Below are 26,311 nucleotides of genomic sequence, written 5' to 3'. Positions count from 1 at the left end.
GACCCCGCTGGGCGCCAAGACCTCGGGCAATCTGGCGAAACCGGGCCAACGCCTGGGGCAACGCCTCGAACAGTTCCAGATTTAAACGTCGCGCATCAATAGGCCAAAACCCAGCGCCATTTCGATCGGGATCGGCACATACACCGTGTGTCCATCCCCCGGCGCCACGTCGATAGCCTCGTTCTTGGCGTTGCGGATCATCCCCAGGTCAAAGTGGAAATTGCCCGCAGGCGTCATCAACTCCAGGTGATTGCCCACGGCAAAGCGGTTCTTCACCTTCACCTCGGCCAGCTCCCCCCGACGCACGCCGGTCAATTCTCCGACAAACTGCTGGCGTTCAGAGACCGAGCTGCCGTTCTGGTAGTTCTGGTATTCGTCGTGCACATGCCGGCGCAGGAAACCTTCGGTGTAGCCGCGCTGGGCCAGGGATTCGAGATCGGTCATCAGGCTGCGGTCAAAGGCGCGGCCGGCCACCGCGTCATCGATGGCCCGGCGATACACCTGGGTGGTGCGTGCGCAGTAGAAGTGGGATTTGGTCCGGCCTTCGATTTTCAGCGAGTGCACGCCCATATGGGTCAGGCGCTCCACGTGCTGTACGGCGCGCAGGTCCTTGGCGTTCATGATGTAGGTGCCGTGCTCGTCTTCGAAGGCGGGCATCTGTTCTTCGGGGCGGTTGGCTTCCTGTAGTAGGAATACCTGGTCGGTCGGCGTGCCAATGCCCAGGGTCGGCTGGAATTCCTGGACGATCTCGCCCGTGGCGTTCTCCACCGCCGGCGTGGCCTGGTATTTCCAGCGGCAGGCGTTGGTGCAGGTGCCTTGGTTGGCGTCGCGCTTGTTCATGTAGCCGGAGAGCAGGCAGCGCCCGGAGTAGGCCATGCACAAAGCGCCGTGGACGAAGATTTCCAGTTCCATGGCCGGCACTTGCGCGCGGATTTCGCCGATCTCTTCCAGGGACAATTCCCGCGACAGGATCACCCGGCAGATCCCTTGCTGTTGCCAGAACTCCACACTGGCCCAGTTCACCGTATTGGCTTGCACCGACAGGTGGATCGGCATCTGTGGAAAGTGCCGACGCACCAGCATGATCAAGCCGGGGTCGGACATGATCAGCGCATCCGGGCCCATGGCGATCACCGGCGCCAGGTCCTTGAGGAAGGTTTTCAGCTTGGCGTTGTGCGGCGCGATGTTGACCACGACGTAGAAACGTTTGCCCTGCGCATGGGCCTCGTCGATGCCGAGGGCCAGGTTGGCGTGGTCGAATTCGTTGTTGCGCACCCGCAGGCTGTAGCGCGGCTGGCCGGCGTAGACCGCATCGGCACCGTAGGCGAAGGCGTAGCGCATGTTTTTCAGGGTGCCGGCGGGGGCGAGCAGTTCGGGGGCGATAACAGGGGACATGGTCGGTACTTGAGTCAAAAAAGTGCGGCAGGGTAGAGCAAGCCGGCGCGGGGTTTATTGATCTGGGTCTAGCCTTGCAACAAAGAGGGCACTCGTAGCGCCGGGTGTGGACTAAGCAGCAGGGGCCTACGCAGGCCTTCTGCTTTTCTGACATGGACCGGACATGAATCAAACCAACCTGCAATTCAAAACCCTGCTGTTACTGCTGGTCTTGGTGACCGTCGCCTTTATCTGGATCTTGTTGCCGTTCTACGGCGCAGTGTTCTGGGCAGTGATCCTCGGCATCATCTTTGCGCCGATGCAGCGCCGCTTGCAGCAGCGCTTTGCCTGGAACCGCAACCTGACCTCCCTGGCCACCTTGGCGGTGTGCCTGGTGATCGCGATCCTGCCGGTGATCATCACCAGCGCCTTGTTGGTGCAAGAGGGGGCGACGCTCTATAAAAACGTCGAAAGCGGCAAGCTGGACGTGGCCGGTTACATCGAGCAGTTCAAGAATTTCCTGCCGCCGTACTTCCAGCACCTGCTGGATCGCTTTGGCATGGGCAACCTGGAGGGGCTGCGCGAGAAGATCGTCAAGGGCGCGATGCAAGGCAGCCAGTTCTTTGCGTCCCAGGCGTTCAGCTTTGGCCAGGGCACGTTTGACTTCCTGGTGAGCTTTTTCATCATGCTGTATCTGCTGTTCTTCCTGCTGCGCGACGGCCCCGAATTGGTGCGTAAAGTGCGCACGGCGGTGCCGTTGGCCGAGCCGCAGAAGCGTCGCTTGCAACTCAAGTTCAACCGGGTGGTGCGTGCCACGGTCAAGGGCAACGTGCTGGTGGCCGTGACGCAAGGCGCGTTGGGCGGGTTGATCTTCTGGTTCCTGGACATTCCCAGTGCGTTGCTCTGGGCGGTGCTGATGGCGTTTCTGTCGCTGTTGCCGGCAGTGGGCGCCGGCATTGTATGGGGGCCGGTGGCTGCTTATTTCCTGTTGAGCGGTTCGATCTGGCAGGGCGTGGTGCTGGCCTTGTTTGGCGTGTTTGTGATCGGGCTGGTGGACAACGTGCTGCGCCCGATCCTGGTGGGCAAGGACACCAAGATGCCGGATTACTTGATCCTGATCTCGACCCTGGGCGGGCTGTCGGTATTTGGCCTGAACGGTTTTGTGATCGGGCCGCTGGTGGCAGCGTTGTTCATGTCCAGCTGGGCGCTGTTTGTGGAGAGCAAGCCGCGGGTCAAGTTGCCATTGCCGTGAGGTTCAGGCGTGCAGTTTGAAGTTCGAGGCACGTTGCAGTTGTTTTTCGGCGGCGGACAGCGAGGTGAGCGGGCCGCTGATGGCCTCGCCATCGCGCACCACGTACCAGCAGGCCAGCAAGCCCAGCTCGCGCAGGGGGGCGGGGACGGCGCTGCCGATGACAGACATGATTTGAACAGTGGGCATAAGAACCTCCAATTGCTATGGAAGTCACCTTACGCGGCAGCGTGATATAGGAAAAATCACCTGTCTCGATAGTGGACATTGACGTGACGCGTCAGTCCACCACTTGGTCGAGCATCGCCATCACTTCCGGCTCATTGAGCAAGCCCTTGCGCACCAGGTTTTCGGCGAGCAATGCGAGGAATTTGGCGCTGCGGTGGCCTTCCAGGTGCTTGAGTTCGGTGAGGGCGCTATAGACCTTGCTGGAGGTACACAGGCCAGCGGTGCGGTGTGGGTGTTGCGTGGGCATGGTCAGTCGTCCTTGTTGTTATTGGGTGGACAGGCTCGATAGTGAGAGCGTGGCGTGACACAAACATGACAGCGCGAAGCCCGGTCGAGCAAGTAGACAATGGTGTCGATGATGTGGGATTACGCCTCGGCCATTGTTCTCACAGCGACCTTGGTGCGATAAATCCAGACTTTTCATGCAAAAAAAAGGCCCCGCAGGATGGGCGGGGCCTGTTTCAGACGATTGGCGCTTACCAGCCGCGACCGTAATAGCCGTGGGGAGGGCCGTAGTAGCCACGCGGTGGGCCGTAATAGACCGGCGCGGGGCGGTAGTAAACCTGTTGTTGCACGTACACCGGCGGTGGCGGTGCGTAGTAGACCGGCGGCGGGGCGGCATACACCGGCTGCGGTTGCACATACACCGGCTGTTGCTGCACATAGACCTCACGCGGCTGGCTGGCAACCACGGAGCCCACGACGGCGGCGCCGACTAAAGCACCCAGTACGGCCGGGCCACCCCAACCACCACCGTGGGCGGAGGCTTGGCCTGCCATCGCGAGTGCGCCAACCAGCAGGGCGATTTTGGGGATTGTACGAATCATGGTCATTCCTCGGTTAGCCCCTGCGCTTGTGGTCTGCAATCAATAGACTCAAGGATTGTCGCGGGGATACTTTTAAGACAACGTATTTCTGGAAAACAGCACGGCCGATTGGTAAAGGTTGTGTAAGGTCTGTACCGATTTGCTTACTTCAAGGAGTTACCCATGCAGATGCACCCCAACAAAGACACCCAACTGTGCATGTCTCTGTCGGCGCGCCCGGGGAATTTTGGCCTGCGTTTTCACAACCACCTGTACGAACAGCTGGGGCTGAACTTCTACTATAAAGCCTTCAGCAGCCAGGATTTGCCTGGCGCGATCGGTGGTATCCGTGCCTTGGGCATCCGTGGTTGCGGGGTTTCCATGCCGTTCAAAGAGGCCGCCATTGCCTTAGTGGATGAACTGGACGATTCGGTTCAAGCCATCGACTCGCTGAACACCATCGTCAACACCAACGGCCATCTCAAGGCCTACAACACCGATTACATCGCCATCGAACAACTGCTGGTCAAGCACGCCGTGCCAAAAGACTCGACCTTTGCCCTGCGCGGCAGCGGCGGCATGGCCAAGGCCGTGGCTAGCGCCTTGCGTGACGGCGGCTACGCCAATGGTCTGATCGTGGCGCGCAACGAGGTGGCGGGCCGCGCGTTGGCGCAGAACCTGGGGTATGAATGGCAAGCAGACCTGGGCGATGCACGCCCGCAGATGCTGATCAACGTGACGCCGATCGGCATGACCGGTGGGGCAGAGGCGGATGCGTTGGCGTTTGACGCGGCGGCTGTCGATGCGGCGGACACTGTGTTCGATGTGGTAGCGATCCCCGCCGAAACACCGTTGATCGTGCGCGGTCGGGCCCAGGGCAAGCAGGTGATTACCGGGTTGGAAGTGATTGCGATCCAGGCGCTGGAGCAGTTTGTGTTGTACACCGGGGTGCGGCCGACCGATGAACAGTTCCAGGCGGCAGTGGCCTTCGCCCGAAGCTAAAGACCACCGAAGCTCTCATGTTGGAGTGGGTTTGTGTGGGAGCGGGCTTGCTCGCGAATGCAGTGTGTCAGTCGCTGGAGAAGGTGGCTGAACCACCGCCTTCGCGAGCAAGCCCGCTCCCACAAAAAGCCCGCTCCCACATTTAGGGTGGTGTTATGCCTGCTCCAGCTGAGTCAGGCGTTCTTCCAGTGCAGCAATCCTTGCTTCCAGTTCTTCGATGCGCTCGGCTGAAACCCCGCCGGTCCCACGCTCAACCGGATTACCCCGAGCCGCCATAATCACCTCGATATCCGCCGGGTCCCCCAGCGCATGGGTATAGCGATCTTCCCGCTGCCCCGCCTGGCGCGGCACCAGCAGCGCCAACCCACGGGCTATCAGGCGTTCCAGCTGATGCACCACCTGCTCGGCGTCTTCAAAATCATGCATGCGCCCGCTGCGGGTCAGCAGCTCATTCACGGTTTGCGGGCCGCGCAGGAACAGCAGACCAATCAGGATCACCTGGGCCGGCACCAGTTCCAGCGCCTTGTCCACGCGATGCTCCCAGCGGTCGGCGCGGCTGCCCATCACCAGGCGGGTAAAGCCTTGGCCCTCCAGCACACGCAGGCTTTGGCCGACCTGGCCCTGGCTGAGGTTCATCACCGGCTCGCGGCTGGTCTTCTGGTTGCAGGCCAGCACCAGGGCGTTGAGGGTCAGGGGGTAGGTTTCCGGGTTGGTCGCCTGTTTCTCGATCAGGCAGCCCAGGATGCGGATTTCCGTGCTGTTCAGGCGCGGCTCAGGGGTGTCGGTGTCGTGCTCGGCGGTCATCGCGCTTTCCCTATGCAGTGAAGTGCCTAGCGTAAGCCGGAAAAAATAAAAGACAAGCGACCGGGCGGTCTATAATCGCTGCCTGTTCAAACCGTGCCATAACCATGAGACTGCCATGACCATTTCCCTGTACGCCGCTTCCATCCCAGTCTTCAAGCAAATGCTCACCGCCTTGAGCGGTGTGTTGACCAAGGCCGAAGCCCACGCCACCGCCAAGAACATCGAACCGAACGCGTTGCTGCAAGCGCGCCTGTTCCCGGACATGTTCCAACTGGTACGCCAAGTGCAGATCGCCGTGGACTTCGCCAAGGGCGTTTCCGCGCGCCTGGCCGAGATCGAAGTGCCGAAATACGAAGATGGCGAAGTGACCTTCGCTGACCTGCAAGCTCTGATCGCCAAGGTGCTGGCCTTTGTCGACACCATCAAGCCTGAGCAAATCGACGGCAAGGAAGGCATCGAGATCATCACCCGTCCAGGCACGCCGAAAGAGAAGCGCTTCAGCGGCCAGTCCTATCTGCTGACCTACGGCCTGCCGCAGTTCTTCTTCCACGTCACCACCGCGTACGCGCTGCTGCGTCACAACGGTGTGGAAGTGGGCAAGCGCGACTATATGGGCGCGTTCTAAGCAGCCAAAAAAAAGCCGGGGCGGTTCACTCAAGAACCGCCCCGGCTTTTTTGTGCGCGCAGGTCAGGCCGGTTGCTCTTCCTTGCCCAGGCAGGCCGCAGCGGTAAACAGCACATCGGTGGACGAATTCAGTGCAGTTTCCGCCGAGTCCTGCAACACGCCGATGATGAAACCGACCGCAACCACCTGCATCGCGATCTCGCTGGGGATGCCGAACAGGCTGCACGCCAGCGGGATCAGCAGCAGCGAGCCACCGGCTACGCCCGAAGCACCGCAGGCGCAGATCGCGGCGACCACGCTGAGCAGCACGGCGGTGGGCAGGTCGACGGCGATGCCCAGGGTATGTACGGCGGCCAGCGTCAGCACGGTGATGGTGATGGCGGCGCCGGCCATGTTGATGGTGGCACCGAGTGGGATCGACACCGAGTAGGTGTCTTCATGCAGGCCCAGGCGCTTGCTCAACGCCAGGTTGACCGGGATGTTCGCTGCCGAACTGCGGGTGAAGAAGGCGGTGATGCCGCTTTCGCGCAGGCACATCAGCACCAGCGGGTACGGGTTGCGGCGCAGTTTCCAGAACACGATGGCCGGGTTGATCACCAGCGCCACGAACAGCATGCAACCGATCAGCACCACCAACAGGTGCGCATAACCGAGCAGGGCGCCGAAACCGGAGGTGGCCAGGGTCGAGGCGACCAGACCGAAAATACCCAGGGGCGCGAAGCGGATCACTACTCGGACAATCAGCGTCACGCCGTTGGACAGGTCGTCCAGCACGGTGCGCGTGGTTTCGCCGGCATGGCGAATGGCGATGCCCATGCCGATGGCCCAGGCCAGGATGCCGATAAAGTTGGCGTTCATCAGCGCGCTGACCGGGTTGTCCACCACGCTCAACAGCAGGCCTTGCAACACTTCGCCGATACCGCCGGGGGCGCTGACCGCGGCGTCATGGGTGATCAGCACCAGCGAGGACGGGAACCACATGCTGGCAATCACCGCCACCACGGCAGCGGCAAAGGTGCCGAGCAAGTACAGGAACAGAATCGGCTTGATGTGGGTTTCCTGGCCGTGTTTATGGTTGGCGATCGACGCCATCACCAGTACAAACACCAGGATCGGCGCCACGGCCTTGAGCGCGGCAACAAACACTTTGCCGACAAACCCGCTGGCTTGGGCCGCTTGGGGCGCCAACAGCGCGAGCAGAATGCCAGCGATCAAGCCGATGACAATTTGTGTAACCAGGCTGACGCGTGTGAGGCGCTGGAGCAGGGAAGGGGCAGCAGTCATAAACAGTTGTCTCTGATTTTTTTAATAGGGCGCAGCATTGCAGGCAGAAAGGGCTGTAGGAAACAGGCGCAGAGTCTAGCATGCTGTAGGAAAGCTCCCTGGCGCTGCGGCATTCCGTCACCCGCGCCCGTAGGGCTTCGGCAAAGCCAGACATACTCTGTTAATATTCTCGCCTCTCACCTTTCCTCTCTATCAGCGGGCCCTTTGGGCTGTCGTTGCTGTCGTCGTTTCTGGAGTTTTCATGCTGTTCCCCATCCTGCTGCTGTCGGCCGCCGGTTTTACCGTGCTGACCACAGAATTCGTCATCGTCGGCCTGCTGCCGTCCATCGCCCGGGACCTGAATGTCAGCGTGTCCCAGGCCGGGCTGCTGGTGACCTTGTTCGCCTTTACCGTCGCGGCATTCGGGCCGTTTCTCACGGCCTACTGCGCGCGCTTCCCACGCAAGCGCCTGTTCATCAGCATCCTGATCCTGTTCGGGGTGGCCAATACCGTGGCTGCGCTGGCGCCGAATATCTGGGTGATGGCCCTGGCGCGGTTGATTCCGGCGCTGGGCTTGCCAGTGTTCTGGGCCCTGGCCAGTGAAACGGCGGTGGATATCGTCGGCCCGGAATTCGCCGGTCGCGCCATCGAGAAGATCGGCTTCGGCATTGTCTGCGCCACGGTGTTCGGCATCCCGGTGGGCACGCTGATTTCCGATATGTTCGGCTGGCGCAGCGCGTTTGCCATCCTCGCGGTCGTGGCGCTGGCCAAGGCGTTGCTGCTGTTTATCTACCTGCCGGTGACCCAGCCGAAGAACGACCAGGTGTCGCTGCGCTCGCAGTTCAAGATCCTGCGCAACCCGCTGATGCAGGGCCATATCCTGTTGTCGATCCTGGTGTTCAGCGGCATGTTCACCGCCTACACCTACCTGGCGGACATCCTCGAGCGTCTGGCCGGCTTTGACGGCACGCTGGTGGGCTGGTGCCTGATGGGCTTCGGTGCAGTCGGCCTGATCGGCAATTCATTGGGCGGGCGCGCGGTGGATCGCCATCCGTTGATCGCGTCCATGGTGTTCTGCGGTTTCATGATTGCGGGGATGGTCGCGCTGGTGCCGGCGATTCACTCCACCATTGGCCTGGCCGCCGCGATGGCGGTGTGGGGCGTGACCCAGGCGGCGATGTTCCTGGTCAGCCATGTGCGCTTGATGAAAGCCGCGCCCCATGCGCCGGCGTTTGCCGCGTCGCTGAATATCGCCGGGGCCAACCTGGGGATTGGCCTGGGCGCGCTGGTCGGTGGGCATGTGATCGACACCCTTGGCCTGGGCAGCCTGGGCTTTGCGGCGTCCGGGTTTATCCTGGTGTCGATTCTGCTGGCACTGTGGTTGATGACCGCCAAGCAACCGGTCGCAGCCAGCGCCTGAAGTGTCAGGGCAGGGCGGTGAACAACTCCCGCCTTGCCCCTTCGGTAATCGCCACGATGCCGGGGTGCTTGACCTTGCGCTCCACCGAGATCGCGTAGAACGACTCGGTTACCGCCGTGGTCTGGCCGATCAGCGCCACGCCGTACTGGCGCACCACCTCATCGGCAATCACGCTGGGTGCGATGAAAATCCCGCTGCCGGATTGGCCGAATGCCTGCATCAACGCACTGTCGTCGAACTCGCCAATGATCTTGGGTTGGATCTGCTGTTCGGCAAACCAACGCTGCAAGCGGCTGCGTACCACCGTCTCCGCCCCCGGAATCAATAACGGTGCACCCTGCAAACACTGTGGGAAATCGCCGCCATAGCGGTCAGCCAGCGCTTGGGTGGCGAAAAAACTGATCCCACATTCGCCCAGCTTCTGGCTGTAGCCCTTGATGTCCAGGTGCGTCGGCATGGGGCTGTCGGAGATCACCAGGTCCAGGCGCTGGATCGCCAGGTCGGCCAGCAGACGTTCGAGTTTGTCTTCACGGCAGGTGATGCGGATCGGTTCGCTCAGCTCCATGGTCGGCGCGATCAACCGGTAGACGATGGATTTGGGCACCACATCCGCCACCCCGACGCGGAACACGATCTGCTGTTCATTGGGCTGGGCGCGCAGCATCGCTTCCAATTCATTGCCGGTCTGGAACATCTGCTCGGCGTAGGGCAGGGCCTGGCGCCCGGCCTCGGTCAGTTCAAGCTGGCGGCCGACCCGCTGAAACAGCGCGATACCAAAGGTCTGCTCCAGCAAGCTGATCTGCCCGCTGATGGTCTGCGGCGTGAGGTTCAGTTGCTCACAGGCGCGCACGATGCTGCCGGTCTTGGCCACGACCCAGAAGTAATGCAGTTGTCGGTAATTGAGCATACGCGCCGTCACTTCGTAAAAACCGAAGTATACGCGAGAAAAATACGAATTTTCCTGAACTGTTCACCTGCATAGAATGCCTCGCTATCGCGGGGCCACTACTTGGACCCAATGGTTCTAACGAGGAATACATCATGAAACTCAATTCCCTGGGCACGGCAGCGTTGCTTGCGCTTTCATTGGTAGTGGTCAGCGGTTGTGATCAGGTCGAAAAAAGCGCGCAGCAGGTGTTGGGCAAAGCGACCGAGTCGGCCAAGCAAGCGATCGACGACACCCACAAGGCCGCCGAGCAGGCGTTGAGTGAAGCGACGCAAGGGCTGATCAAGCCTGAGAAGCAAGAAGATGAAGCTGAAGAAGCTTCCGACACCAAAGAAACCTAATTTCCCAGCACAACGTCAGGACTGACCTATGGATTACCTTTTACAACTGGCCGCCAGCCCCACCGCCTGGGTTGCCCTGGCGACCTTGATCGTCATGGAGATCGTGCTGGGCATCGATAACCTGATCTTTATCTCGATCCTCACCAACAAATTGCCCGAGCAACACCGGGCCAAGGCGCGGCGCATCGGCATCAGCATGGCGCTGGTATTGCGCCTGGGCCTGTTGAGCACCATCGCGTTCATCGTGCAATTGACGGCGCCGGTGTTCGAAGTGTTCGGCCAGGCGTTCTCGTGGAAGGACATGATCCTGATCGCCGGCGGCCTGTTCCTGGTGTGGAAGGCCACCACCGAGATCCATCACAGCATGGACCCGGAGCCCGAGGAGAAGGCCAGCGTCGGCAACACTGTGGCCATCGGCTTTGCGGCGGCCATCGGCCAGATCCTGTTGCTGGACCTGGTGTTCTCCATCGACAGCATCATTACCGCCGTGGGCATGACCGAGCATTTGCCGATCATGATCATCGCCGTGGTGACCTCGGTGATCGTGATGCTGGTGGCGGCCGAACCGCTGGCCAAGTTCATCAACGATAACCCGACCGTGGTGATGCTGGCCCTGGGCTTCCTGATCATGATCGGCATGACGCTGATCGCCGAAGGCTTTGGCGCCCATGTACCGAAAGGCTACGTGTACGCGGCCATGGCGTTCTCGGCAGCGATCGAGTGCTTGAACATCGCCCGCCGCAACCGTCACAAGCGTTTGCTCGCCGCCCGGCAGTAACCGCAGAAACACAAAGGCCGGCTGCGCTCCCAAGAGCGCAGCCGGCCTTATCGTTCCCACGCTCTGCGTGGGAATGCCACCCCGCTAACTAAGGGTGACGCAGAGCGTCACAGGATGCGTTCCCACGCAGAGCGTGGGAACGATCAACTGCGATCTCAGGATTCGGCGCTGACCTGCGTCGGCTCCGGGCAGGACTCTTCGCCGTTGTTCAAACCTTGCTTGTAGTTGCGGCTCAGCAGCGAGGCCTTGCCGTTGTGCCAGGTCAGCGTCAGCACATACAGGGTGTCGTAGTCGCTGCCGGACCAGTCGTCGGTGATGGTGTGTTTCTCGCCCGAGGCTTCGCTTGCCACCTTGTTGATCAACTCCGGCAGGTAGCCGTGGGACCAGGCGGTGTAGATGGTGGCGTTGTGGTATTTGTCTTCCACCAGTTCATCGGCCAGGTCGCTGGTGTCATTCGCCGAGAAGTTGATGTTCACCGGCAGGCCCAATTTGATGGCGCTGGGGCTGATGGTCATCAGTGGGCGAATGTAGCTGTAGGAATTGTCCAGCTCACCTTCCTCGACATTGCGTGTCGGGTTGGCAGCAAACACGAAGTCGGCCTTGCCGAACTTTTCCGGCAACAGGGTGGCGAGGTTCATCGCCCGGTTCAGGCCCTGGCAATTGAGTTGGCCCAGGCCGCCGGCCGGTTTCTCACCGTGGCGCAGGAACACCAGGGTTTGCACGCCGTCGGCCTGTTCGGCACGGCTGGTGCGCGACTCCAGGGTCAGGCCGATGGCACCGCCCACCAGCAACAGCGGCAACATAATGTATGAATAGCGTTTCAGGCGTTGCGCAAGGCACAGAGGCTTGATTGTCATTGGTCTAGAGTCTTCAGTGCATCGGGTGAGGGCCGACACGCCCGGCCCCAGTGACGCCTAGGGCGTCCTGCGGTTTTCCTGTCGTTATAGCAAGGTGCCTCCATTCACCGTTAAAGCGCACTTAAGAGTGTCCAAGGGCGTATTGGTTCGCCCATGCGGGATAATAAGCCGCGGATGTTGCGCATTGATGACCCATGCAGGACACCGGGTAGATGACTATCATGTGGCCTTTCTGCTCAGGGGATTTCCCGATGAACCCACTCGCCGCTTTCCCGATTAATAGCAAATGGCCCGCGCAGCATCCCGAACGCTTGCAACTGTACTCGCTACCCACGCCCAACGGGGTAAAAGTCTCGATCATGCTCGAAGAGCTGGGCCTGCCCTACGAGGCGCACAAGGTCAGTTTCGAGACCCAGGACCAGATGTCCCCCGAGTTCCTGTCCCTGAACCCCAACAACAAGATCCCCGCGATCATCGACCCCGATGGCCCTGGCGGTGTGCCGCTGGCGCTGTTCGAGTCTGGCGCGATCCTGATCTACCTCGCCGAGAAAACCAGCCAGTTGCTGTCCGAAGACCCGGCCACGCGCTACGAAACCCTGCAATGGCTGATGTTCCAGATGGGCGGTATCGGCCCGATGTTTGGCCAGTTGGGTTTCTTCAACAAGTTTGCCGGCAAGGACTACGAGGACAAGCGCCCGCGCGACCGCTACGCCGCTGAATCCCGGCGCTTGCTGGGCGTGCTGGAAAAACGCCTGCTGGGCCGCACCTGGATCATGGGCGACGACTACAGCATTGCCGACATCGCCACCTTTCCGTGGATTCGCAACCTGATTGGCTTCTACGAATCCGGCGACCTGGTGGGCATCGCCGACTTCCCTAATGTGCTGCGTGCGCTGGATGGCTTTGTCGCCCGGCCGGCGGTGATTCGTGGTCTGAATATTCCGAGCTGAAGCATGCCGACTTTCGATTTCAAACAACTGGATGTATTCAGTCACGTGCCCCTCAAGGGCAACCCCCTGGCGGTGGTGTTGGGCGCTGACAGCCTGACGGACCAGCAGATGGCCGATTTCGCCAACTGGACCAATCTCAGTGAAACCACGTTTTTGCTGACGCCCCGTGATCCCCGTGCTGACTACCGGGTGCGAATTTTCACCACCGTGCAGGAACTGCCGTTCGCCGGGCACCCGACGTTGGGCTCATGCCATGCGTGGCTGCAAGCAGGCGGTGTGCCCAAGGGCGAGGACATCATCCAGGAGTGCGAGATCGGCCTGGTACGCGTGCGCCGCCAGGGCGATGAACTGGCGTTTATTGCGCCGCCTTTACTGCGCGCCGGTTCAGTGGAGGCGCCGGTGCTGGAGCGTGTGTGCCAAGGGTTGGGCTTGCGCGCCGAAGACGTTGTGCGCAGCCAATGGGTGGACAATGGCGCTGGATGGCTGGCGCTGATGTTGGCCGATCGCGATCAGGTTCTGAATTTACAGCCGGACTATGCGCAGTTGCTCGGCTTGGCCGTAGGCGTGATTGCCCCCTGCGACCCCGCGCGCGACGCGGTGGATACGCAGTTTGAAGTACGCGGATTTATCGCCGGAGATGGCGCCCCGGAAGACCCCGCCACCGGCAGCTTGAATGCCGGTATCGCCCAATGGCTGCTGGGCGAAGGCTTGGCGCCTGAGCGCTATGTGGTCAGCCAGGGCACGGCCTTGGGGCGTGCGGGGCGCATTCGTATTGAGCGCCAGGGCGATGACATCTGGGTGGGCGGTGCGGTCGCGGTGTGCATTGAAGGGCGTCTACGGCTCTAGATCAATGAATTGTTGCGGGCCTCGCAATACACTGTTGGGCCCTCGGCGTTTGTGTTGCCTATGCCGGTGGGCATAAGCTTTCGCCCCAAAGCCTTCACCCTATTTCAGGACCGCCATGACCAGCCAGTTCCCCCAAGCCCGCCCACGTCGCCTGCGCCGCTCCCCGGAGTTGCGTGGCTTGTTCCAGGAAACCGAGTTCACCCTCAATGATCTGGTACTGCCGATTTTCGTCGAAGAAGAAATCGACGACTTCGTGCCGATTACCAGCATGCCGGGCGTGCAGCGAATCCCGGAGAAGAAACTGGCCGCCGAGATCGAGCGTTACGCCCGCGCTGGCATCAAGTCGGTGATGACCTTTGGCGTGTCCCACCACTTGGACGCCAGCGGCAGCGACACCTGGAAGGAACGTGGCCTGGTCTCGCGCATGTCCTCGATCATCAAGGACGCCGTGCCGGACATGATCGTGATGTCCGACACCTGCTTCTGCGAATACACCGACCACGGCCACTGCGGCGTGATGCACGGCGCCCACGTCGACAATGACGCGACCCTGGTCAACCTCGGCAAGCAAGCCGTGGCCGCCGCCCGCGCCGGCGCCGATGTGATCGCACCGTCGGCGGCGATGGACGGCCAGGTCCAGGCGATCCGCCGCGCCCTGGATGATGCCGGTTTCACCCACATCCCGATCATGGCCTACTCCACCAAATTCGCCTCGGCGCTGTACGGTCCGTTCCGCGAAGCCGGCGGCAGTGCGCTCAAGGGCGACCGCAAAAGCTACCAGATGAACCCGATGAACCGCCGCGAAGCCGTGCGTGAATCGCTGCTGGACGAACAGGAAGGCGCGGATGCGCTGATGGTCAAGCCGGCCGGGGCCTACCTCGACATCATCCGCGACATCCGCGAAGCCTCGCGCTTGCCGGTGGCGGCGTACCAGGTGAGCGGTGAGTACGCGATGATCAAGTTCGGCGCCCAGGCGGGGGCGATCGATGAGGACCGCGTCGTGCGCGAAACCCTCGGCTCGATCAAGCGCGCCGGTGCGGATTTGATCTTCACCTACTTTGCGATGGACCTGGCCCTGGCCGGGATCTAAAGATGTAGGTGCTGGTTTTGTGTGGGAGCTGGCTCCCACCAAGATCAGCGCTGCGCAAACGCCAGATTCAACCCCAGCCCCGCAAAGGCCGCCGCAAAACTGCGTCGCAGCCAGTTCTGCACCCGTGGTGACTCGATCACCGCACGCCGAAACACATTGGCCAGCAGGCCATACATCACGAACACCGCAAACGTCATCGCCATGAACACGCCGCTCAATACCAGCATCTGCACGGTAGGCGCCGTGCTGCCTGGCGCGACGAACTGCGGCAGGAAGGCCAGGAAGAAAATCGTCAGCTTGGGGTTGAGAATATTCATCAGCAGGCCGCGCAGCATCAGGCTGCTGGCACTGGCAACCACGGGCGAGTCACTGACGGCAAAGGCCGAGCGATCACGCCAGGTGGCATAGGCCACATACAGTAGGTAGGCGACACCGGCGTACTTGAGCATGTCGAACGCCAACGCGCTGGTGTGCAGCAGGGCGGACAGGCCGAGAATCGAGGCCAGCAGGTGCGGGATGATCCCGGCCGTGCAGCCCAGCGCGGCGAACAGGCTGGCGCGCTTGCCGGCGGTGAGGCCGGTGGACACGGTAAAAATCACGCCGGTGCCGGGAATCAGTACGACAATCAGGCAAGTGACAAGAAAATTCAGGCTGAGCATGGCATTCAAACTCCGTGTAGGAATGGTCGATGTCAGATCCTGTCACGATAGACGCGGGTTGGCGAGCGCACCCGGTCAGCGAACCCTGGTTACACTTACCGGTCGATATACCCGGTCTGTCGTTATTCAAGGAAGCCCCATGTCCCTACGCCGCTTGATCCTGTGCCTCACCCCATTGCTGGTATTGGCCGGTTGCTCCACCGCGCGCGGCCCGCAGCAGCCTGAGCGCGACGAAGCCGAGGTGAAGGCGCAGATCGTGCGCCTGCTGCCGACGACCGTGGCGGATCGCAAGGGCTGGGCTCAGGACATCTACACGGCCTTTGACACCCAGAAGATCTACCCAAGCACCGAGAACATCTGCGCGGTACTGGCGGTGACTGAGCAGGAGTCCACCTACCAGGTAGATCCTTCCGTGCCGAATATGGGCAAGATCGCCAGGGACGAAATGCTGCGCCGCGCCGCCAAGGTGTATGTGCCAGCGGTAGTGGTACGCAGCACCTTGCAACTGCGTTCGCCCACCGGCAAGACCTACGCCGAGCGCCTGGAGGCCGCGCGCACCGAGAAGGACTTGAGCGGCATCTTCGACGATTTCATCAGCATGGTGCCCCTGGGCAACACCTTGTTCGGTGGTTTCAACCCCGTACACACCGCTGGCCCCATGCAAGTCAGCATCGAGTTTGCGCAGAAACAGGCACGGGGTTATCCCTACACGGTGGATGGCACGATCCGACGCGAAGTCTTCACCCGCCGTGGCGGCATGTACTTTGGCATCGCCCACTTGCTCGGTTACCCGGTGAACTACGATCAGCCGCTGTATCGTTTTGCCGACTTCAACGCGGGTTGGTACGCCAGTCGCAACGCGGCATTCCAGGCGGCGGTCAGCCGTGTCTCTGGCACCGAGCTGGCGCTGGATGGGGATTTGATTCGCTACGGCTCGTTGCTGCCCGGTACCACCGAGCTGGCCGTGCGCTCACTGGGCGCGAAGCTGGACATGCGCAACCCCAGCATCCGCAGCCAGTTGGAGCAGGGCGAGCAGTTGGACTTTGAAGACACCACCCTCTACAAACGCGTGTTTGCGCTGGCTGACACAGCGGCCGGCAAGCCGATGCCACGGGCAATTCTGCCGGGCATCGTACTCAAGAGCCCGAAGATCACCCGCAACCTGACCACCGCGTGGTTTGCCAAGCGCGTGGATGAGCGCTATCAGCGCTGCATGAAGCGCTGACTGTGGCGAGGGAGCTTGCTCCCGCTGGGCTGCGCAGCAGCCCCAAGGCCGTCACTGATTAGTGTCTGATCCACCGCGTTCTACTTTTTTGGGGCCGCTTCGCAGCCCAGCGGGAGCAAGCTCCCTCGCCACAATAAACCGGCGCCACAGCCACACCCACAACCACACCACCGGGAACGCCAGGATCACAAACGGCAGCACATAGCTTGCGCGTTCCAGGGCGTCGGCGGTGCCGTTCACCAGGTTGTCGCCGAGGTTGCTGAACATGCGGCTGAAACGCGATGGTTGGTTGGCGCCGTCGGAGGAGCGGAAGTTCAGGGTCACGCGGTTGGTGTCGAGACGGCGTTGCTGGTTGGCGGAGACCTGCGCCAGTTCCTGCAACTCGTTTTCGATGGCGGCTTGCTCTTTGCTCAAGGCGATCAAGTCGCTGACGGTGATGTCCTTGCGCTTGGCCAATTCGTCCAGGCGCTGTTGCTGGGCTTGCAGGCGATCCTGGCGGCGGCGTACATCGGCGACGGCGTCGGCCAGGTCTTCGGCGGTGGTGATGCGTTGGCCGAGCGTGCCCCCTTCCGTGGCCATGGCGACCATCGGCTCCACACCGGTGGGCGCGATGCGCAGGATGATCTCGCCACCGTTGCCGTCTTCGGTGATGCCGAGGATGTTGCAGGCGCCAAAGCGTGCCGTTTCACAGGCCTCGCGCGTGGCCTGCATACGCGGCGCTAGCAGGGCGCCGGGCAGAGCCAGGGTCAGTTCGTGCTCATAGGCCAATTGCGCGCCGGCCTGGCTTTGTTCGCCGTTGATCGCCCGTGCGCGGGAGTGATCCTTGGGCGAGCAACCGGCGAGGGTCAGGCCTGCCAGCAAGATCAAAATAAGCGGTGTGGCTTTGCCGTCCAGATGGCGCATTGCGGTTCCTTGGGAGGTGCGGGGAAATTTGGACGGCGATTAAAGCGGGTCTGGCGGATTAACGCAAAGCATCGTGCAGGATTTGCGTGGCTGATGGTGATGGCTGGCGCAGACGGGCTGGAGTACACCTCAGGTCTGACGCCAAGGAAGAACCCGCCATGATCGCTGCCCCCGAAGGTTTTGTTTCACTGCCCCGCAGCAGCCCGCTGCTCGACTTGTTGGGCCCGGCATACTGCCGGGGTGAAGGCCTGGCACTGGAGATCGGCTTGCGCGCCGACAATCGCCACGCCAATGGCCGCGGCACCGTGCATGGCGGAGTGTTGGCGACGTTGGCGGATGTCGGCATGGGGTATGCGATGGCGTTTTCCAGTGACCCACCGCTGCCGTTGATTACGGCGAGCATGACCTTGGACTACCTGGGCGCGGTGCAGGTGGGGGAGTGGATGGTGGTGAAGTTGGAACATCACAAGCGTGGGCGGCAGATGGCGTTTGCCACGGTGAGTGTGCAAGTGGGGGAGAAGGTGGTGGTGCGGGCGAATGCGGTGTTTGCGGTGCCTCGCTCTGATGAACGATAGAGATCAAATGTGGGAGCGGGCTTGTGTGGGAGCGGGCTTGCTCGCGAAAGCGGAGTGTCAGTCACTTGATTTTTAACTGACACTCCGTCTTCGCGAGCAAGCCCGCTCCCACACAAGCCAGCTCCCACAGTTGGACTGTGTTTATTCAGATAGAGCGGGCAAAGAAAAGGCCCGGTTTTCGTGGAACCGGGCCTTTTCAATAGTGCTCTTGCCAATCAGCTACGTTCGAGAGCCAGGGCCACACCCTGACCGCCACCGATGCACAGCGTCGCCAGGCCTTTCTTGGCATCACGCTTGATCATTTCATGCAGCAGGGTCACCAGCACGCGGCAGCCTGAGGCGCCAATCGGGTGGCCGATGGCAATGGCGCCGCCGTTGACGTTGACCTTGTCCGCATCCCATTCCAGCTCTTTGCCCACCGCCAGTGCTTGCGCGGCGAAGGCTTCGTTGGCTTCGATCAGGTCCAGGTCACCCAGGCTCCAGCCGGCCTTGTCCAGGCAGCGGCGGGTGGCCGAGACCGGGCCGATGCCCATGATCGCCGGGTCGACGCCGGCGTTGGCGTAGCTGGCGATGCGCGCCAGCACCGGCAGGCCGAGGGCCTTGGCCTTGTCGGCGCTCATCAGGAGCACTGCGGCGGCGCCGTCATTGAGGCTGGAAGCGTTGCCGGCGGTGACGCTGCCGTCTTTCTTGAACGCCGGTTTGAGTTTGCCCAGCGATTCGGCGGTGGTGCCGGCACGGGGCTGTTCGTCCACGGCGAAGGCTACTGGGTCGCCTTTGCGCTGGGGGATCAGGATTGGGGTGATTTCGTCGGCAAAGCGTCCGGCTTCGATCGCTGCCGCGGCTTTTTGCTGAGACGCAGCGGCGAACGCATCCTGGGCTTCACGGCTGATGCCGTATTTATCCACCAGGTTCTCGGCAGTGATGCCCATGTGGTAGTCGTTGAACGCATCCCACAGGCCGTCGGTGATCATGCTGTCGATCATCTTGGCATGGCCCATGCGCAGGCCGGTGCGCGCGGCGGGCAATACGTACGGGGCCAGGCTCATGTTCTCCATGCCACCGGCGATGATCACCTCGGCATCGCCGCAGCGAATGGCCTGGGCGCCCAGGTGCAGGGCCTTGAGGCCGGAGCCGCAGACTTTGTTGAGGGTCAGGCTCGGCACCGCATGGGGCAGGCCGGCAAGGATCGAAGCCTGGCGCGCCGGGTTCTGGCCGCTGCCTGCGGTGAGCACCTGGCCGAGGATCACCTCATCGACCAGGGCCGGGTCGAGGCCGGTCTGCTCCAGCAGGCGACGGATCACGGCGGCGCCCAGTTCCGGTGCCGGAATATTTGCCAGCGAACCCTGGAAGCTGCCCACGGCGGTGCGGGTGGCAGCAACAATCACGACGTCTTGCATGGAATCTGTCCTCACTGGAAGTGCATTTCTGGAACGTGGTCCGGGACGATCAGTTTACCGGCGGTCTTGCTCACAATCTCTTCAACGCTGACGCCAGGTGCGCGTTCCTTGAGGACAAAAGCGCCATCTTCGATTTCCAGGTACGCCAGGTCCGTCAGCACACGCTTGATGCAGTTCGCACCGGTCAGCGGCAGGCTGCACTGGCTGAGCAGTTTCGACTCACCGTCCTTGGACGCATGGGTCATGATCACGATGATGTTTTCCGCGCCGGCCACCAGGTCCATGGCGCCGCCCATGCCCTTGACCAGCTTGCCGGGGATCATCCACGAGGCGATGTTGCCCTGTACGTCCACCTCAAAGGCGCCGAGCACGGTGAGATCGACGTGGCCGCCGCGAATCATCGCGAAGGATTCGGCAGAGGAGAAGATCGACGCGCCAATGCGCGCGGTGACGGTCTGTTTGCCGGCGTTGATCATGTCGGCATCGATGGTGTCTTCGGTCGGAAACGGTCCCATGCCCAGCAGGCCGTTTTCCGATTGCAGCATCACTTCCATGCCGTCGGGGATGTAGTTGGCCACCAGGGTCGGGATGCCGATACCGAGGTTGACGTAGAAACCGTCCTGCATCTCGCGGGCGACGCGTTGAGCCATTTGTTCGCGGGTAAGAGCCATGTTCTGAGTCCTTATTGTTCGGGCTGGAGGCGGATTATTTGCGTACGGTGCGCTGTTCGATGCGCTTCTCGAACGTGCCGCAGATGATCCGGTCGACGTAGATGCCAGGGGTGTGGATCTGCGCCGGGTCCAGCTCGCCCGGTTCGACGATTTCCTCGACTTCGACCACGGTGATCTTGCCGGCAGTGGCGGCCAGCGGGTTGAAGTTCTGGGCGGTGTGGCGATAGATGACGTTGCCGAAGTGGTCGGCTTTCCAGCCTTTGACGATGGCGAAGTCGCCGGTGATGGACTCTTCCATCAGGTACGGGCGGCCTTTGAATTCGCGGGTTTCCTTGCCCTCGGCAACGGGCGTGCCGACGCCGGTGGCGGTGAAGAAGGCCGGGATACCGGCGCCGCCTGCGCGCATTTTTTCCGCGAGGGTGCCTTGGGGAGTCAGCACCACTTCGATCTCGCCGCTGAGCAACTGCTTCTCGAACAGCGCGTTTTCACCGACGTAGGACGCGATTACCTTGCTGATCTGCTTTTGTTCCAGCAGCACGCCCAGGCCAAAACCATCGACGCCGCAGTTGTTGGAAACCACGGTCAGGTCGCGGGTGCCTTTGCGCTTGATCTCGGCGATGAGGTTTTCTGGAATGCCACACAGGCCAAAACCACCGGAGAGCACAGTCATGCCGTCCTCCAGGCCCGCCAGCGCTTCTTCATAGGACGCCACGCGTTTATCGAAACCTGCCATATGCACCTCTTTTATTGTTTGTGGGCCAGCCAATGAACCGAGTGTTGCGCTGCCGGATTGATTTGTTAAGTTGTTTTTTAAGGTTGATTGATTTAAAAAACAGCATAGTCGAGCAGTCGTCCGGAGCAGCCTCATGACCGTTAAACAGATGCGCGCCTTTCTCGCCGTGGCCCAGAGCCTGAGTTTTGCCGCCGCTTGCGAGCGTCTGCACCTCTCGCAATCGGCGTTGAGCCTGACCATCAAGGGCCTGGAGGAAGGGCTGGGCGGGCGCCTGTTCAGTCGTAATACCCGCAACGTCGCGCTCACGCCTGAAGGTGAATCCCTGTTGCCCCTGGCGCGCCGGTTGATTGCCGATTGGGACAACGCCGAAGACGAACTGCGCCAGCGCTTCACTTTGCAACGCGGGCGCGTGACGGTGGCGGCGATGCCCTCGTTTGCCGGCAACCTGCTGCCGCCGATCCTGAAGATATTCCGTGCGCGTTACCCTCAGGTGAATGTGACCGTGCATGACTTGATCAACGAGCAGGTGCTGGAGATGGTGCGCGACCGCCAGGTGGAGCTGGGCGTGGCGTTCGAGCCCTCTGAAGGTTCTTCGCTGGCGTTTACGCCGCTGTATCTGGACCGTTTCATTGCCGTGGTGCCGGGCGATTCGCCGCTAGCGCGATGCAGTCAAGTCGATTGGAAAAGCCTGCTGGAACATCCCTTCATCACCTTGCAACGGCCTTCGACCGTGCGGGTGATGCTGGAGGAACACCTGGGTGCCTTGCAGATGAAGCTGCCGGTGGCGCTGGAAAGCCATCAACTGGCGACGGTGGGCAAGATGGTGGCGAGCGGTTTGGGTGTCAGCGCCGTGCCCGCGTTATGCGCGCGGCAGATGGAAGAGGCGGGCGCCCATTGCATTACGTTACGCGACCCGGTGATCGAACGGCCGATAGGTGTGCTGACCAAACCGGGGCATGAACTCTCGGCGGCGGCACAAGTGCTGTTTGATATTTTTCGGGATGAGGCGGCGAAGGGGCGTTTTCCGACTTTCTGAATACACCACAAACAAGTGTGGGAGCTGGCAAGCCAGCTCCCACAAGTAGTGCACAAGTTACTTTCTAGTAGTAGCGATCAATCACTTTAACTTGCGAGCTGTCCTTGACGGCTGCCCAGGCATTGTTAAGTGTGTCGAATACTTGTTCGATAAAGTTGCGATCAGCTGCAGCCTTCTTGCCGACATAACCCTGGCCACGGCGGTACACCTTCAGGCGCGCTGCCAGTTCACGGTTATTGCGGTCAAATTCGGCTTCTTGGGTATTGGGCGCCAGGCAGTCAAGTTGCACTTCGCCCGACTTACCAATCCACAGGATATGGTCGTCGAGTGTGTCTTTCTGCGCTGCGAACATCTCAGCCAATTCGTCGATAGTTGGTTGGTTGTTCAGATTCATGTGTAAGCCCCTTGACCAGTTGGCGATCTATCAATTGATTCGTTAAAACTGCTTAGTTGTCTCCGGTTGCGAAAACCGGGCGTCAGTGACGGTCTGCCGAATACGGGCAGGGTCTTGAACCTGATGCATGTAGTCTTGCTGATGAACTGCTACGCAATGGTTTCATAACGAAGACAAGCAGCGTTTGAGCTCCTTGTACCGATCCTTGCGGGCCGGTCAGCTTCATCAATCTGCCTTGTGGGCAGTGCACATCCGGAAAAAACAGCTCGGCGGTCAGACGAGCTCTTTCAAAACGCTTGTTACCAACGCTCCCGATCCGGGAGACGTCTCGATAATGCAAGGACAAAAACGTTACGTCAACGGTTATGTAGTGATTATTTTTGGTCACTACATGAATCGCCGTGGGGGCGGGGGGATGCGTGAAATTGTGACTTGGGCGTCATTTTTTGGCGTTGCGGGTCGTGGCTCGTAGCTGACTGATTCACTGCAAAACCTTGTGGGAGATTTTATGTTGATCGTTCCCACGCTCTGCGTGGGAATGCATCCTTGGACGCTCTGCGTCCGTTTTTTAAGGCGTGACGCAGAGCGTCACTGGCGGTATTCCCACGCAGAGCGTGGGGACGATCAATGTGTGCGGGCTTGCTCGCGATGGCGGCCAGTCAGCTGGTATTTCTGCAACTGAACCACCGCTATCGCAGGCAAGCCAGCTCCCACACAAGCCCGGGCCATATTTTAGATGGGGGTGGTGTTGCTATGTCAGGCGCTCAACAAGCAACGGCAACAACCGTTCGCACGATGCCTCGATCTTCACTTGCAACAACTCATCCCCCCGCGTCTTGCCCAGGTTGATGGCAATCACCGGCTTGCCTTGTTCCACCATCGCCTTGCACAGGCGAAACGCTGAATAAGCCATCAAGGATGAGCCGACCACCAGCAACCCCTCGGCCTGTTCCACCGCCACCATGGCCTTGGCGGCCGTAGCCTGGGCGACGTTCTCGCCGAAGAACACCACATCCGGTTTCAAGCGTTGACCGTTGCAATGGGGGCAGTGAGGGATGTGGAAGCGTTCTTCAAAGGCAGGATCAAGCAGCGTATCGCCATCGGGCGCTTGCACGGCGTCGACGCCGGCCAGGTAGGGATTCTCGTGTTCCATCCGTTGTTGGATCACATCACGCGGGCTGCGCTGCTGGCAGTCCAGGCACAGCACCCGGTGCAGGCTGCCGTGCAGTTCGATCACGTCATGGCTGCCGGCCTGGTCATGCAGGGTGTCGACGTTTTGGGTGATCAACCCGCTGATGCGTTGGTGTTGTTGCAGGGCCGCCAGGGCTCGATGGGCGGGGTTCGGCAGGGCGATGCGCACCCTCGGCCAACCCAGCATCGCCCGCGCCCAATAACGGCGGCGGGCTTGCGCGGTGGCGAGGAATTCCTGGTACATCATTGGCGCCTTGCCCCGGCGCACGCCTTCGCTGTCGCGATAGTCGGGTATTCCCGAGGACGTGCTGATTCCCGCACCGGTCAGCACCAGAAAGCGCCGTTCGGCCATGGCCCGATGCAGGGTGTCGAGGTGGTCATCCTGATGTTCCAGGCTGTCGAGCATGGGTTTCCCCTATTCGCCGCGAATGTATTGCTCCAGTTGCTTGATCAGGTCTGCCTGGTCGGCGATGGCCTCTTTCACCAGGTCGCCAATGGACAGCAGCCCTCGCAGTTTGCCGTCTTCGACAACGGGCAGGTGGCGCAGGTGGCTGTCGGTCATGATGTTCATGCATTCATCGACTTTTTTGTGGGTGTCGACGGTGATCACCGGAGAACTCATCACCTCGTGGACCTTCGTGGTGACCGATGACAGCCCCTTGAGCATGATTTTGCGCGCGTAGTCACGTTCGCTGATGATGCCTACCACTACGCCATCCTGGACGACCGGCAAGGCCCCGACGTTTTTCTCCGACATGCGGACCAGCGCTTCAAACACGGTGTGGTCGTGTTTGATGACATGGACTTCCTGATTCTTTTGGTCCTTGGCTTTGAGCACTTGTGCAACGGTTTTCATGGCGGCCACTCCGGTGTTGTTGTTAGGAAGTCAGCGGGTCCCCTACAGAATCCTAGACGGCCCACGCGAGGGCAAGGTCCAAAGCGGCGTGAAACCCGTCGAAAAACGTCATTCGCCGGACTTTTTTTCGGTTTTACCCGGCATTCGCCGGTTTTTTGCCGCGCCGGGGGCTGGCAGCCGCCTTGCGTGGGGCGCTCTTGCGCTTCTTTTTCCTCGGCGCAGCAGCGCCTTGGCCTGGCGGGCCGGTGATGGTCATGCGCAGGCCATTGCAGCGCGCCACCTGCTTGCTCATCCAGGCCGCCTGCTTGGCGACGAACTCTTCCAGACTCATCTCTCCGCTTTGCACCATGTCCAGGGCTTGCTCCCAGATCGCGGTGGTGCCCGGGTCGGCGATGGCGCGGGGCACGGCGTCGATCAGGCTGAACGCCGCCGGAGTCGCCGACAAGGCCTTGCCGTTTTTCACCAGGTAACCACGGTCCAGCAACCCTTGGATAATCCCGGCGCGAGTGGCTTCGGTGCCAATGCCAGTGGTGTCCTTGAGCTTTTGCTTGAGCAGTGGGTCTTCCACCAGCTTGGCGACGTTTTTCATCGCCTTGATCAAGTCGCCCTCGGTAAAGGGCTTGGGCGGTTGGGTCCACAGGTCCTTGAGGTTGACCTTGGCCACCGCATACTCGTGGCCTTGTACCAGCGTGGGCAAGGCTTGCGGTGCAGGGGCTTCGCGGCCCTTGGCGGGCGCCAGGGCTTCGGGCAGGGCGCGTTTCCAGCCGGGCTCGATCACCACTTTGCCTACCGCCCTCAGCGCTTGCCCGGCGCAGTCGAAATCCGCCTGGGTGCGATCGTATTCATGGTTGGGCAGGAACTGCGCCAGGTAGCGTGCGCGAATCAGTGTGTACACGGCGCGATGCTTGCCGGTGAGTTGCCCCGCGTCCTTGCCGGCGCCGGTGGGAATGATGCCGTGGTGGGCGCTGACCTTGGCGTCGTTCCACGCCCGCGAACGGCGTTGCGGGTCGAGATGGGGCATCAGTTCATTCACGGCCGCATCGGCCCGGCCCAGGGCGGCGAGAATCTTCGGCGCGTCGCTGTGCTGGCTCAGCGGCAAGTAGCCGCAATCGCTGCGCGGGTAGGTGATGGCCTTGTGGGTTTCGTAAAGGGACTGGGCGATGTCGAGGGTTTCCTGGGCGCCGAGGCCGAGCTTTTTGGAACAGATTTCCTGCAGGGTGCCGAGGTCGAAGGGCAGGGGCGCCACCTCGCGCATGCGTTCGGTACGTAGCTTGACCAGGCGCGCGCTGGCCGCATGGCGCATCGCATCGGCGGCGTCTTGTGCCAGTTGCAGGTTGAGGCAACGGCCCTGGTCATCACAGGCATCCTCGGCCGCGCGCCATTGGGCGGTGAAGGTCATGTGCTGATGTTGCAGGTCTACGTCGATGGCCCAGTACGCCACCGGTACGAAATCGGCGATGCTGCGGTCGCGGTCCACCACCAGGCGCAAGGTCGGGGTTTGCACGCGGCCCACGGGCAGTACGCCCTGATACCCGGATTGGCGGCCGAGCAAGGTAAACAATCGGCTCATGTTCATGCCGATCAGCCAGTCGGCGCGGGAACGGCCAAGGGCCGAGTGGTACAGGCTGAAGGTTTCGGCGCCGGGCTTGAGTGCGGCCAGGGCCTTGCGAATGGACGCATCGTCCAGTGCCGACAGCCACAAGCGCTGGATCGTCCCGCGATAGCGACAGTGCTCCACCAACTCACGGGCGATCATCTCGCCTTCGCGGTCGGCGTCGGTGGCGATCACCAGTTCCTGGGCTTCCCCTAGCAGTCGCTTGACCGCCTTGAACTGACTGGCGGTCTTGGGCTTGACCCGCATCTTCCATTTTTCCGGGACGATCGGCAGGTCGGCCAGCACCCAGCGTTTGTACTTGGCGTCGTAGGCGTCGGGCGGGGCGGTTTCCAGCAGATGGCCGATGCACCAGGTGACTGTGACCCCATTGCCCAGCCAGCAGCCGTCGCCGCGGCGGCTGGCGCCGAGCACGGCCGCAATGTCCTTGGCCTGGGAGGGTTTTTCACAGAGGTACAGCCGCATGGTTATCACATCAGA

The 26,311-nt window shown here is 61.4% G+C and carries 29 protein-coding genes; 12 read left to right on the top strand and 17 right to left on the bottom strand.

Annotated features, from left to right (window positions below):
- Positions 1 to 81: 81 nt before the first annotated feature.
- Entirely contained in the window at positions 82 to 1,395 is a 1,314-nt protein-coding gene (trhP, locus tag ACZRMO_RS21240) for a prephenate-dependent tRNA uridine(34) hydroxylase TrhP (protein WP_463974105.1), read from the bottom strand.
- A gap of 163 nt (positions 1,396 to 1,558) precedes the next feature.
- Between trhP and ACZRMO_RS21235 the strand changes: the two genes are divergently transcribed.
- Positions 1,559 to 2,626: an AI-2E family transporter gene (locus ACZRMO_RS21235; RefSeq protein WP_448186243.1), complete on the top strand. Its 1,068-nt coding sequence runs from the start codon at positions 1,559 to 1,561 to the stop codon at positions 2,624 to 2,626.
- 3 nt (positions 2,627 to 2,629) lie between these two features.
- On the opposite strand, the gene ACZRMO_RS21230 is transcribed toward ACZRMO_RS21235, so the two are convergent.
- The 3 genes from ACZRMO_RS21230 to ACZRMO_RS21220 form a co-directional block, all read right to left on the bottom strand.
- Positions 2,630 to 2,812 carry a hypothetical protein gene (locus ACZRMO_RS21230; protein WP_305392385.1) on the bottom strand — a complete coding sequence of 61 codons (183 nt, stop codon included), beginning with the start codon at positions 2,810 to 2,812 and terminating at the stop codon, positions 2,630 to 2,632.
- Positions 2,813 to 2,903: 91 nt separating this feature from the next.
- On the bottom strand, positions 2,904 to 3,098 hold the full coding sequence (locus ACZRMO_RS21225; RefSeq protein ID WP_463974104.1) for a hypothetical protein: 195 nt from the start codon (positions 3,096 to 3,098) through the stop codon (positions 2,904 to 2,906).
- Positions 3,099 to 3,327: 229 nt separating this feature from the next.
- Complete coding sequence (locus ACZRMO_RS21220; protein WP_026136767.1) at positions 3,328 to 3,684, bottom strand: hypothetical protein; 357 nt, start codon at positions 3,682 to 3,684, stop codon at positions 3,328 to 3,330.
- A 156-nt stretch (positions 3,685 to 3,840) separates the two neighbouring features.
- Here ACZRMO_RS21220 and ACZRMO_RS21215 point away from each other — a divergent pair, with 156 nt between their 5' ends.
- Positions 3,841 to 4,659, top strand: a complete 819-nt coding sequence (locus ACZRMO_RS21215) for a shikimate 5-dehydrogenase (RefSeq protein ID WP_463974103.1) — start codon at positions 3,841 to 3,843, stop codon at positions 4,657 to 4,659.
- 153 nt (positions 4,660 to 4,812) lie between these two features.
- Here ACZRMO_RS21215 and ACZRMO_RS21210 read toward each other — a convergent pair whose 3' ends face one another.
- Positions 4,813 to 5,463 carry a YceH family protein gene (locus ACZRMO_RS21210; RefSeq protein WP_463974102.1) on the bottom strand — a complete coding sequence of 217 codons (651 nt, stop codon included), beginning with the start codon at positions 5,461 to 5,463 and terminating at the stop codon, positions 4,813 to 4,815.
- A gap of 115 nt (positions 5,464 to 5,578) precedes the next feature.
- Here ACZRMO_RS21210 and ACZRMO_RS21205 point away from each other — a divergent pair, with 115 nt between their 5' ends.
- On the top strand, positions 5,579 to 6,088 hold the full coding sequence (locus ACZRMO_RS21205; RefSeq protein ID WP_124525195.1) for a DUF1993 domain-containing protein: 510 nt from the start codon (positions 5,579 to 5,581) through the stop codon (positions 6,086 to 6,088).
- A gap of 63 nt (positions 6,089 to 6,151) precedes the next feature.
- Here the strand turns inward: ACZRMO_RS21205 and sstT are convergent, their stop codons facing one another.
- Positions 6,152 to 7,372, bottom strand: coding sequence for a serine/threonine transporter SstT (gene sstT, locus ACZRMO_RS21200; protein ID WP_463974101.1), 1,221 nt, complete (start codon positions 7,370 to 7,372; stop codon positions 6,152 to 6,154).
- A gap of 241 nt (positions 7,373 to 7,613) precedes the next feature.
- Between sstT and ACZRMO_RS21195 the strand changes: the two genes are divergently transcribed.
- Entirely contained in the window at positions 7,614 to 8,771 is a 1,158-nt protein-coding gene (locus ACZRMO_RS21195) for an MFS transporter (RefSeq protein ID WP_463974100.1), read from the top strand.
- Between the two features lie 4 nt (positions 8,772 to 8,775).
- Here ACZRMO_RS21195 and nhaR read toward each other — a convergent pair whose 3' ends face one another.
- Positions 8,776 to 9,678: a transcriptional activator NhaR gene (gene nhaR, locus ACZRMO_RS21190; protein WP_017736548.1), complete on the bottom strand. Its 903-nt coding sequence runs from the start codon at positions 9,676 to 9,678 to the stop codon at positions 8,776 to 8,778.
- A gap of 134 nt (positions 9,679 to 9,812) precedes the next feature.
- Between nhaR and ACZRMO_RS21185 the strand changes: the two genes are divergently transcribed.
- Both ACZRMO_RS21185 and ACZRMO_RS21180 read left to right on the top strand, forming a co-directional pair.
- On the top strand, positions 9,813 to 10,058 hold the full coding sequence (locus ACZRMO_RS21185; RefSeq protein ID WP_124525191.1) for a hypothetical protein: 246 nt from the start codon (positions 9,813 to 9,815) through the stop codon (positions 10,056 to 10,058).
- Between the two features lie 28 nt (positions 10,059 to 10,086).
- Positions 10,087 to 10,836, top strand: a complete 750-nt coding sequence (locus ACZRMO_RS21180; RefSeq protein ID WP_017736550.1) for a TerC family protein — start codon at positions 10,087 to 10,089, stop codon at positions 10,834 to 10,836.
- 155 nt (positions 10,837 to 10,991) lie between these two features.
- On the opposite strand, the gene ACZRMO_RS21175 is transcribed toward ACZRMO_RS21180, so the two are convergent.
- Positions 10,992 to 11,693: a histidine phosphatase family protein gene (locus ACZRMO_RS21175; protein ID WP_463974099.1), complete on the bottom strand. Its 702-nt coding sequence runs from the start codon at positions 11,691 to 11,693 to the stop codon at positions 10,992 to 10,994.
- A gap of 251 nt (positions 11,694 to 11,944) precedes the next feature.
- On the opposite strand from ACZRMO_RS21175, the gene ACZRMO_RS21170 reads away from it, so the two are divergent.
- The 3 genes from ACZRMO_RS21170 (at position 11,945) to hemB (ending at position 14,579) form a co-directional block, all read left to right on the top strand.
- Positions 11,945 to 12,643: a glutathione S-transferase N-terminal domain-containing protein gene (locus ACZRMO_RS21170; protein ID WP_463974098.1), complete on the top strand. Its 699-nt coding sequence runs from the start codon at positions 11,945 to 11,947 to the stop codon at positions 12,641 to 12,643.
- Between the two features lie 3 nt (positions 12,644 to 12,646).
- Positions 12,647 to 13,489: a PhzF family phenazine biosynthesis protein gene (locus tag ACZRMO_RS21165; RefSeq protein ID WP_463974097.1), complete on the top strand. Its 843-nt coding sequence runs from the start codon at positions 12,647 to 12,649 to the stop codon at positions 13,487 to 13,489.
- Positions 13,490 to 13,604: 115 nt separating this feature from the next.
- Positions 13,605 to 14,579, top strand: coding sequence for a porphobilinogen synthase (gene hemB / locus ACZRMO_RS21160; RefSeq protein ID WP_124525185.1), 975 nt, complete (start codon positions 13,605 to 13,607; stop codon positions 14,577 to 14,579).
- 44 nt (positions 14,580 to 14,623) lie between these two features.
- On the opposite strand, the gene ACZRMO_RS21155 is transcribed toward hemB, so the two are convergent.
- On the bottom strand, positions 14,624 to 15,238 hold the full coding sequence (locus ACZRMO_RS21155) for a LysE family translocator (RefSeq protein ID WP_463974096.1): 615 nt from the start codon (positions 15,236 to 15,238) through the stop codon (positions 14,624 to 14,626).
- Positions 15,239 to 15,377: 139 nt separating this feature from the next.
- On the opposite strand from ACZRMO_RS21155, the gene ACZRMO_RS21150 reads away from it, so the two are divergent.
- Positions 15,378 to 16,463 carry a DUF1615 domain-containing protein gene (locus ACZRMO_RS21150; protein ID WP_463974095.1) on the top strand — a complete coding sequence of 362 codons (1,086 nt, stop codon included), beginning with the start codon at positions 15,378 to 15,380 and terminating at the stop codon, positions 16,461 to 16,463.
- Positions 16,464 to 16,514: 51 nt separating this feature from the next.
- Here the strand turns inward: ACZRMO_RS21150 and ACZRMO_RS21145 are convergent, their stop codons facing one another.
- Positions 16,515 to 17,366, bottom strand: a complete 852-nt coding sequence (locus ACZRMO_RS21145; protein WP_463974094.1) for a DUF4349 domain-containing protein — start codon at positions 17,364 to 17,366, stop codon at positions 16,515 to 16,517.
- A 158-nt stretch (positions 17,367 to 17,524) separates the two neighbouring features.
- On the opposite strand from ACZRMO_RS21145, the gene ACZRMO_RS21140 reads away from it, so the two are divergent.
- Positions 17,525 to 17,941 (top strand): PaaI family thioesterase, encoded by a 417-nt coding sequence (locus ACZRMO_RS21140; RefSeq protein WP_463974093.1) that lies wholly within the window; start codon positions 17,525 to 17,527, stop codon positions 17,939 to 17,941.
- A gap of 215 nt (positions 17,942 to 18,156) precedes the next feature.
- Here ACZRMO_RS21140 and ACZRMO_RS21135 read toward each other — a convergent pair whose 3' ends face one another.
- Genes ACZRMO_RS21135 through ACZRMO_RS21125 form a run of 3 tightly spaced genes read right to left on the bottom strand, consistent with a single transcriptional unit; the run spans position 18,157 to position 20,742 of the window.
- On the bottom strand, positions 18,157 to 19,338 hold the full coding sequence (locus tag ACZRMO_RS21135) for an acetyl-CoA C-acetyltransferase (RefSeq protein WP_124525181.1): 1,182 nt from the start codon (positions 19,336 to 19,338) through the stop codon (positions 18,157 to 18,159).
- 11 nt (positions 19,339 to 19,349) lie between these two features.
- On the bottom strand, positions 19,350 to 20,009 hold the full coding sequence (locus ACZRMO_RS21130; protein WP_463974092.1) for a CoA transferase subunit B: 660 nt from the start codon (positions 20,007 to 20,009) through the stop codon (positions 19,350 to 19,352).
- Between the two features lie 34 nt (positions 20,010 to 20,043).
- Positions 20,044 to 20,742 carry a CoA transferase subunit A gene (locus tag ACZRMO_RS21125; RefSeq protein ID WP_003190329.1) on the bottom strand — a complete coding sequence of 233 codons (699 nt, stop codon included), beginning with the start codon at positions 20,740 to 20,742 and terminating at the stop codon, positions 20,044 to 20,046.
- A 133-nt stretch (positions 20,743 to 20,875) separates the two neighbouring features.
- Here ACZRMO_RS21125 and ACZRMO_RS21120 point away from each other — a divergent pair, with 133 nt between their 5' ends.
- Positions 20,876 to 21,778 carry a LysR family transcriptional regulator gene (locus ACZRMO_RS21120; RefSeq protein ID WP_463974091.1) on the top strand — a complete coding sequence of 301 codons (903 nt, stop codon included), beginning with the start codon at positions 20,876 to 20,878 and terminating at the stop codon, positions 21,776 to 21,778.
- A 64-nt stretch (positions 21,779 to 21,842) separates the two neighbouring features.
- Here the strand turns inward: ACZRMO_RS21120 and ACZRMO_RS21115 are convergent, their stop codons facing one another.
- The 4 genes from ACZRMO_RS21115 to ACZRMO_RS21100 all read right to left on the bottom strand — a co-directional run bounded on the left by ACZRMO_RS21115 (position 21,843) and on the right by ACZRMO_RS21100 (position 26,296).
- The gene (locus ACZRMO_RS21115; RefSeq protein WP_017736562.1) at positions 21,843 to 22,172 is read right to left on the bottom strand and encodes a hypothetical protein; all 330 of its coding nucleotides are present in this window, start codon (positions 22,170 to 22,172) and stop codon (positions 21,843 to 21,845) included.
- A gap of 751 nt (positions 22,173 to 22,923) precedes the next feature.
- The gene (locus tag ACZRMO_RS21110) at positions 22,924 to 23,769 is read right to left on the bottom strand and encodes an NAD-dependent protein deacetylase (protein ID WP_463974090.1); all 846 of its coding nucleotides are present in this window, start codon (positions 23,767 to 23,769) and stop codon (positions 22,924 to 22,926) included.
- A gap of 9 nt (positions 23,770 to 23,778) precedes the next feature.
- Positions 23,779 to 24,219, bottom strand: a complete 441-nt coding sequence (locus tag ACZRMO_RS21105; protein WP_463974089.1) for a CBS domain-containing protein — start codon at positions 24,217 to 24,219, stop codon at positions 23,779 to 23,781.
- Between the two features lie 133 nt (positions 24,220 to 24,352).
- Positions 24,353 to 26,296, bottom strand: coding sequence for a DNA topoisomerase III (locus ACZRMO_RS21100; RefSeq protein ID WP_463974088.1), 1,944 nt, complete (start codon positions 26,294 to 26,296; stop codon positions 24,353 to 24,355).
- Between the last annotated feature and the right edge of the window lie 15 nt (positions 26,297 to 26,311).

This window comes from Pseudomonas sp. B611, assembly GCF_055407965.1.
The sequence above is the reverse complement of the archived record's forward strand: the minus strand, read 5'-3'. Positions and strand labels throughout refer to the sequence as shown.

Coding starts and splice junctions, on each gene's coding strand:
- ACZRMO_RS21215 (WP_463974103.1), top strand. CDS start 3,841: ATGCAGATGCACCCCAACAAAGACACCCAACTGTGCATGTCTCTGTCG.
- ACZRMO_RS21145 (WP_463974094.1), bottom strand. CDS start 17,366: ATGCGCCATCTGGACGGCAAAGCCACACCGCTTATTTTGATCTTGCTG.
- ACZRMO_RS21110 (WP_463974090.1), bottom strand. CDS start 23,769: ATGCTCGACAGCCTGGAACATCAGGATGACCACCTCGACACCCTGCAT.
- hemB (WP_124525185.1), top strand. CDS start 13,605: ATGACCAGCCAGTTCCCCCAAGCCCGCCCACGTCGCCTGCGCCGCTCC.
- ACZRMO_RS21180 (WP_017736550.1), top strand. CDS start 10,087: ATGGATTACCTTTTACAACTGGCCGCCAGCCCCACCGCCTGGGTTGCC.
- ACZRMO_RS21140 (WP_463974093.1), top strand. CDS start 17,525: ATGATCGCTGCCCCCGAAGGTTTTGTTTCACTGCCCCGCAGCAGCCCG.
- ACZRMO_RS21115 (WP_017736562.1), bottom strand. CDS start 22,172: ATGAATCTGAACAACCAACCAACTATCGACGAATTGGCTGAGATGTTC.
- nhaR (WP_017736548.1), bottom strand. CDS start 9,678: ATGCTCAATTACCGACAACTGCATTACTTCTGGGTCGTGGCCAAGACC.
- ACZRMO_RS21130 (WP_463974092.1), bottom strand. CDS start 20,009: ATGGCTCTTACCCGCGAACAAATGGCTCAACGCGTCGCCCGCGAGATG.
- ACZRMO_RS21210 (WP_463974102.1), bottom strand. CDS start 5,463: ATGACCGCCGAGCACGACACCGACACCCCTGAGCCGCGCCTGAACAGC.
- ACZRMO_RS21135 (WP_124525181.1), bottom strand. CDS start 19,338: ATGCAAGACGTCGTGATTGTTGCTGCCACCCGCACCGCCGTGGGCAGC.
- ACZRMO_RS21235 (WP_448186243.1), top strand. CDS start 1,559: ATGAATCAAACCAACCTGCAATTCAAAACCCTGCTGTTACTGCTGGTC.
- ACZRMO_RS21100 (WP_463974088.1), bottom strand. CDS start 26,296: ATGCGGCTGTACCTCTGTGAAAAACCCTCCCAGGCCAAGGACATTGCG.
- ACZRMO_RS21185 (WP_124525191.1), top strand. CDS start 9,813: ATGAAACTCAATTCCCTGGGCACGGCAGCGTTGCTTGCGCTTTCATTG.
- ACZRMO_RS21225 (WP_463974104.1), bottom strand. CDS start 3,098: ATGCCCACGCAACACCCACACCGCACCGCTGGCCTGTGTACCTCCAGC.
- ACZRMO_RS21175 (WP_463974099.1), bottom strand. CDS start 11,693: ATGACAATCAAGCCTCTGTGCCTTGCGCAACGCCTGAAACGCTATTCA.
- ACZRMO_RS21220 (WP_026136767.1), bottom strand. CDS start 3,684: ATGACCATGATTCGTACAATCCCCAAAATCGCCCTGCTGGTTGGCGCA.
- ACZRMO_RS21195 (WP_463974100.1), top strand. CDS start 7,614: ATGCTGTTCCCCATCCTGCTGCTGTCGGCCGCCGGTTTTACCGTGCTG.
- ACZRMO_RS21155 (WP_463974096.1), bottom strand. CDS start 15,238: ATGCTCAGCCTGAATTTTCTTGTCACTTGCCTGATTGTCGTACTGATT.
- ACZRMO_RS21170 (WP_463974098.1), top strand. CDS start 11,945: ATGAACCCACTCGCCGCTTTCCCGATTAATAGCAAATGGCCCGCGCAG.
- sstT (WP_463974101.1), bottom strand. CDS start 7,372: ATGACTGCTGCCCCTTCCCTGCTCCAGCGCCTCACACGCGTCAGCCTG.
- ACZRMO_RS21120 (WP_463974091.1), top strand. CDS start 20,876: ATGACCGTTAAACAGATGCGCGCCTTTCTCGCCGTGGCCCAGAGCCTG.
- ACZRMO_RS21165 (WP_463974097.1), top strand. CDS start 12,647: ATGCCGACTTTCGATTTCAAACAACTGGATGTATTCAGTCACGTGCCC.
- ACZRMO_RS21230 (WP_305392385.1), bottom strand. CDS start 2,812: ATGCCCACTGTTCAAATCATGTCTGTCATCGGCAGCGCCGTCCCCGCC.
- ACZRMO_RS21150 (WP_463974095.1), top strand. CDS start 15,378: ATGTCCCTACGCCGCTTGATCCTGTGCCTCACCCCATTGCTGGTATTG.
- ACZRMO_RS21105 (WP_463974089.1), bottom strand. CDS start 24,219: ATGAAAACCGTTGCACAAGTGCTCAAAGCCAAGGACCAAAAGAATCAG.
- trhP (WP_463974105.1), bottom strand. CDS start 1,395: ATGTCCCCTGTTATCGCCCCCGAACTGCTCGCCCCCGCCGGCACCCTG.
- ACZRMO_RS21125 (WP_003190329.1), bottom strand. CDS start 20,742: ATGGCAGGTTTCGATAAACGCGTGGCGTCCTATGAAGAAGCGCTGGCG.
- ACZRMO_RS21205 (WP_124525195.1), top strand. CDS start 5,579: ATGACCATTTCCCTGTACGCCGCTTCCATCCCAGTCTTCAAGCAAATG.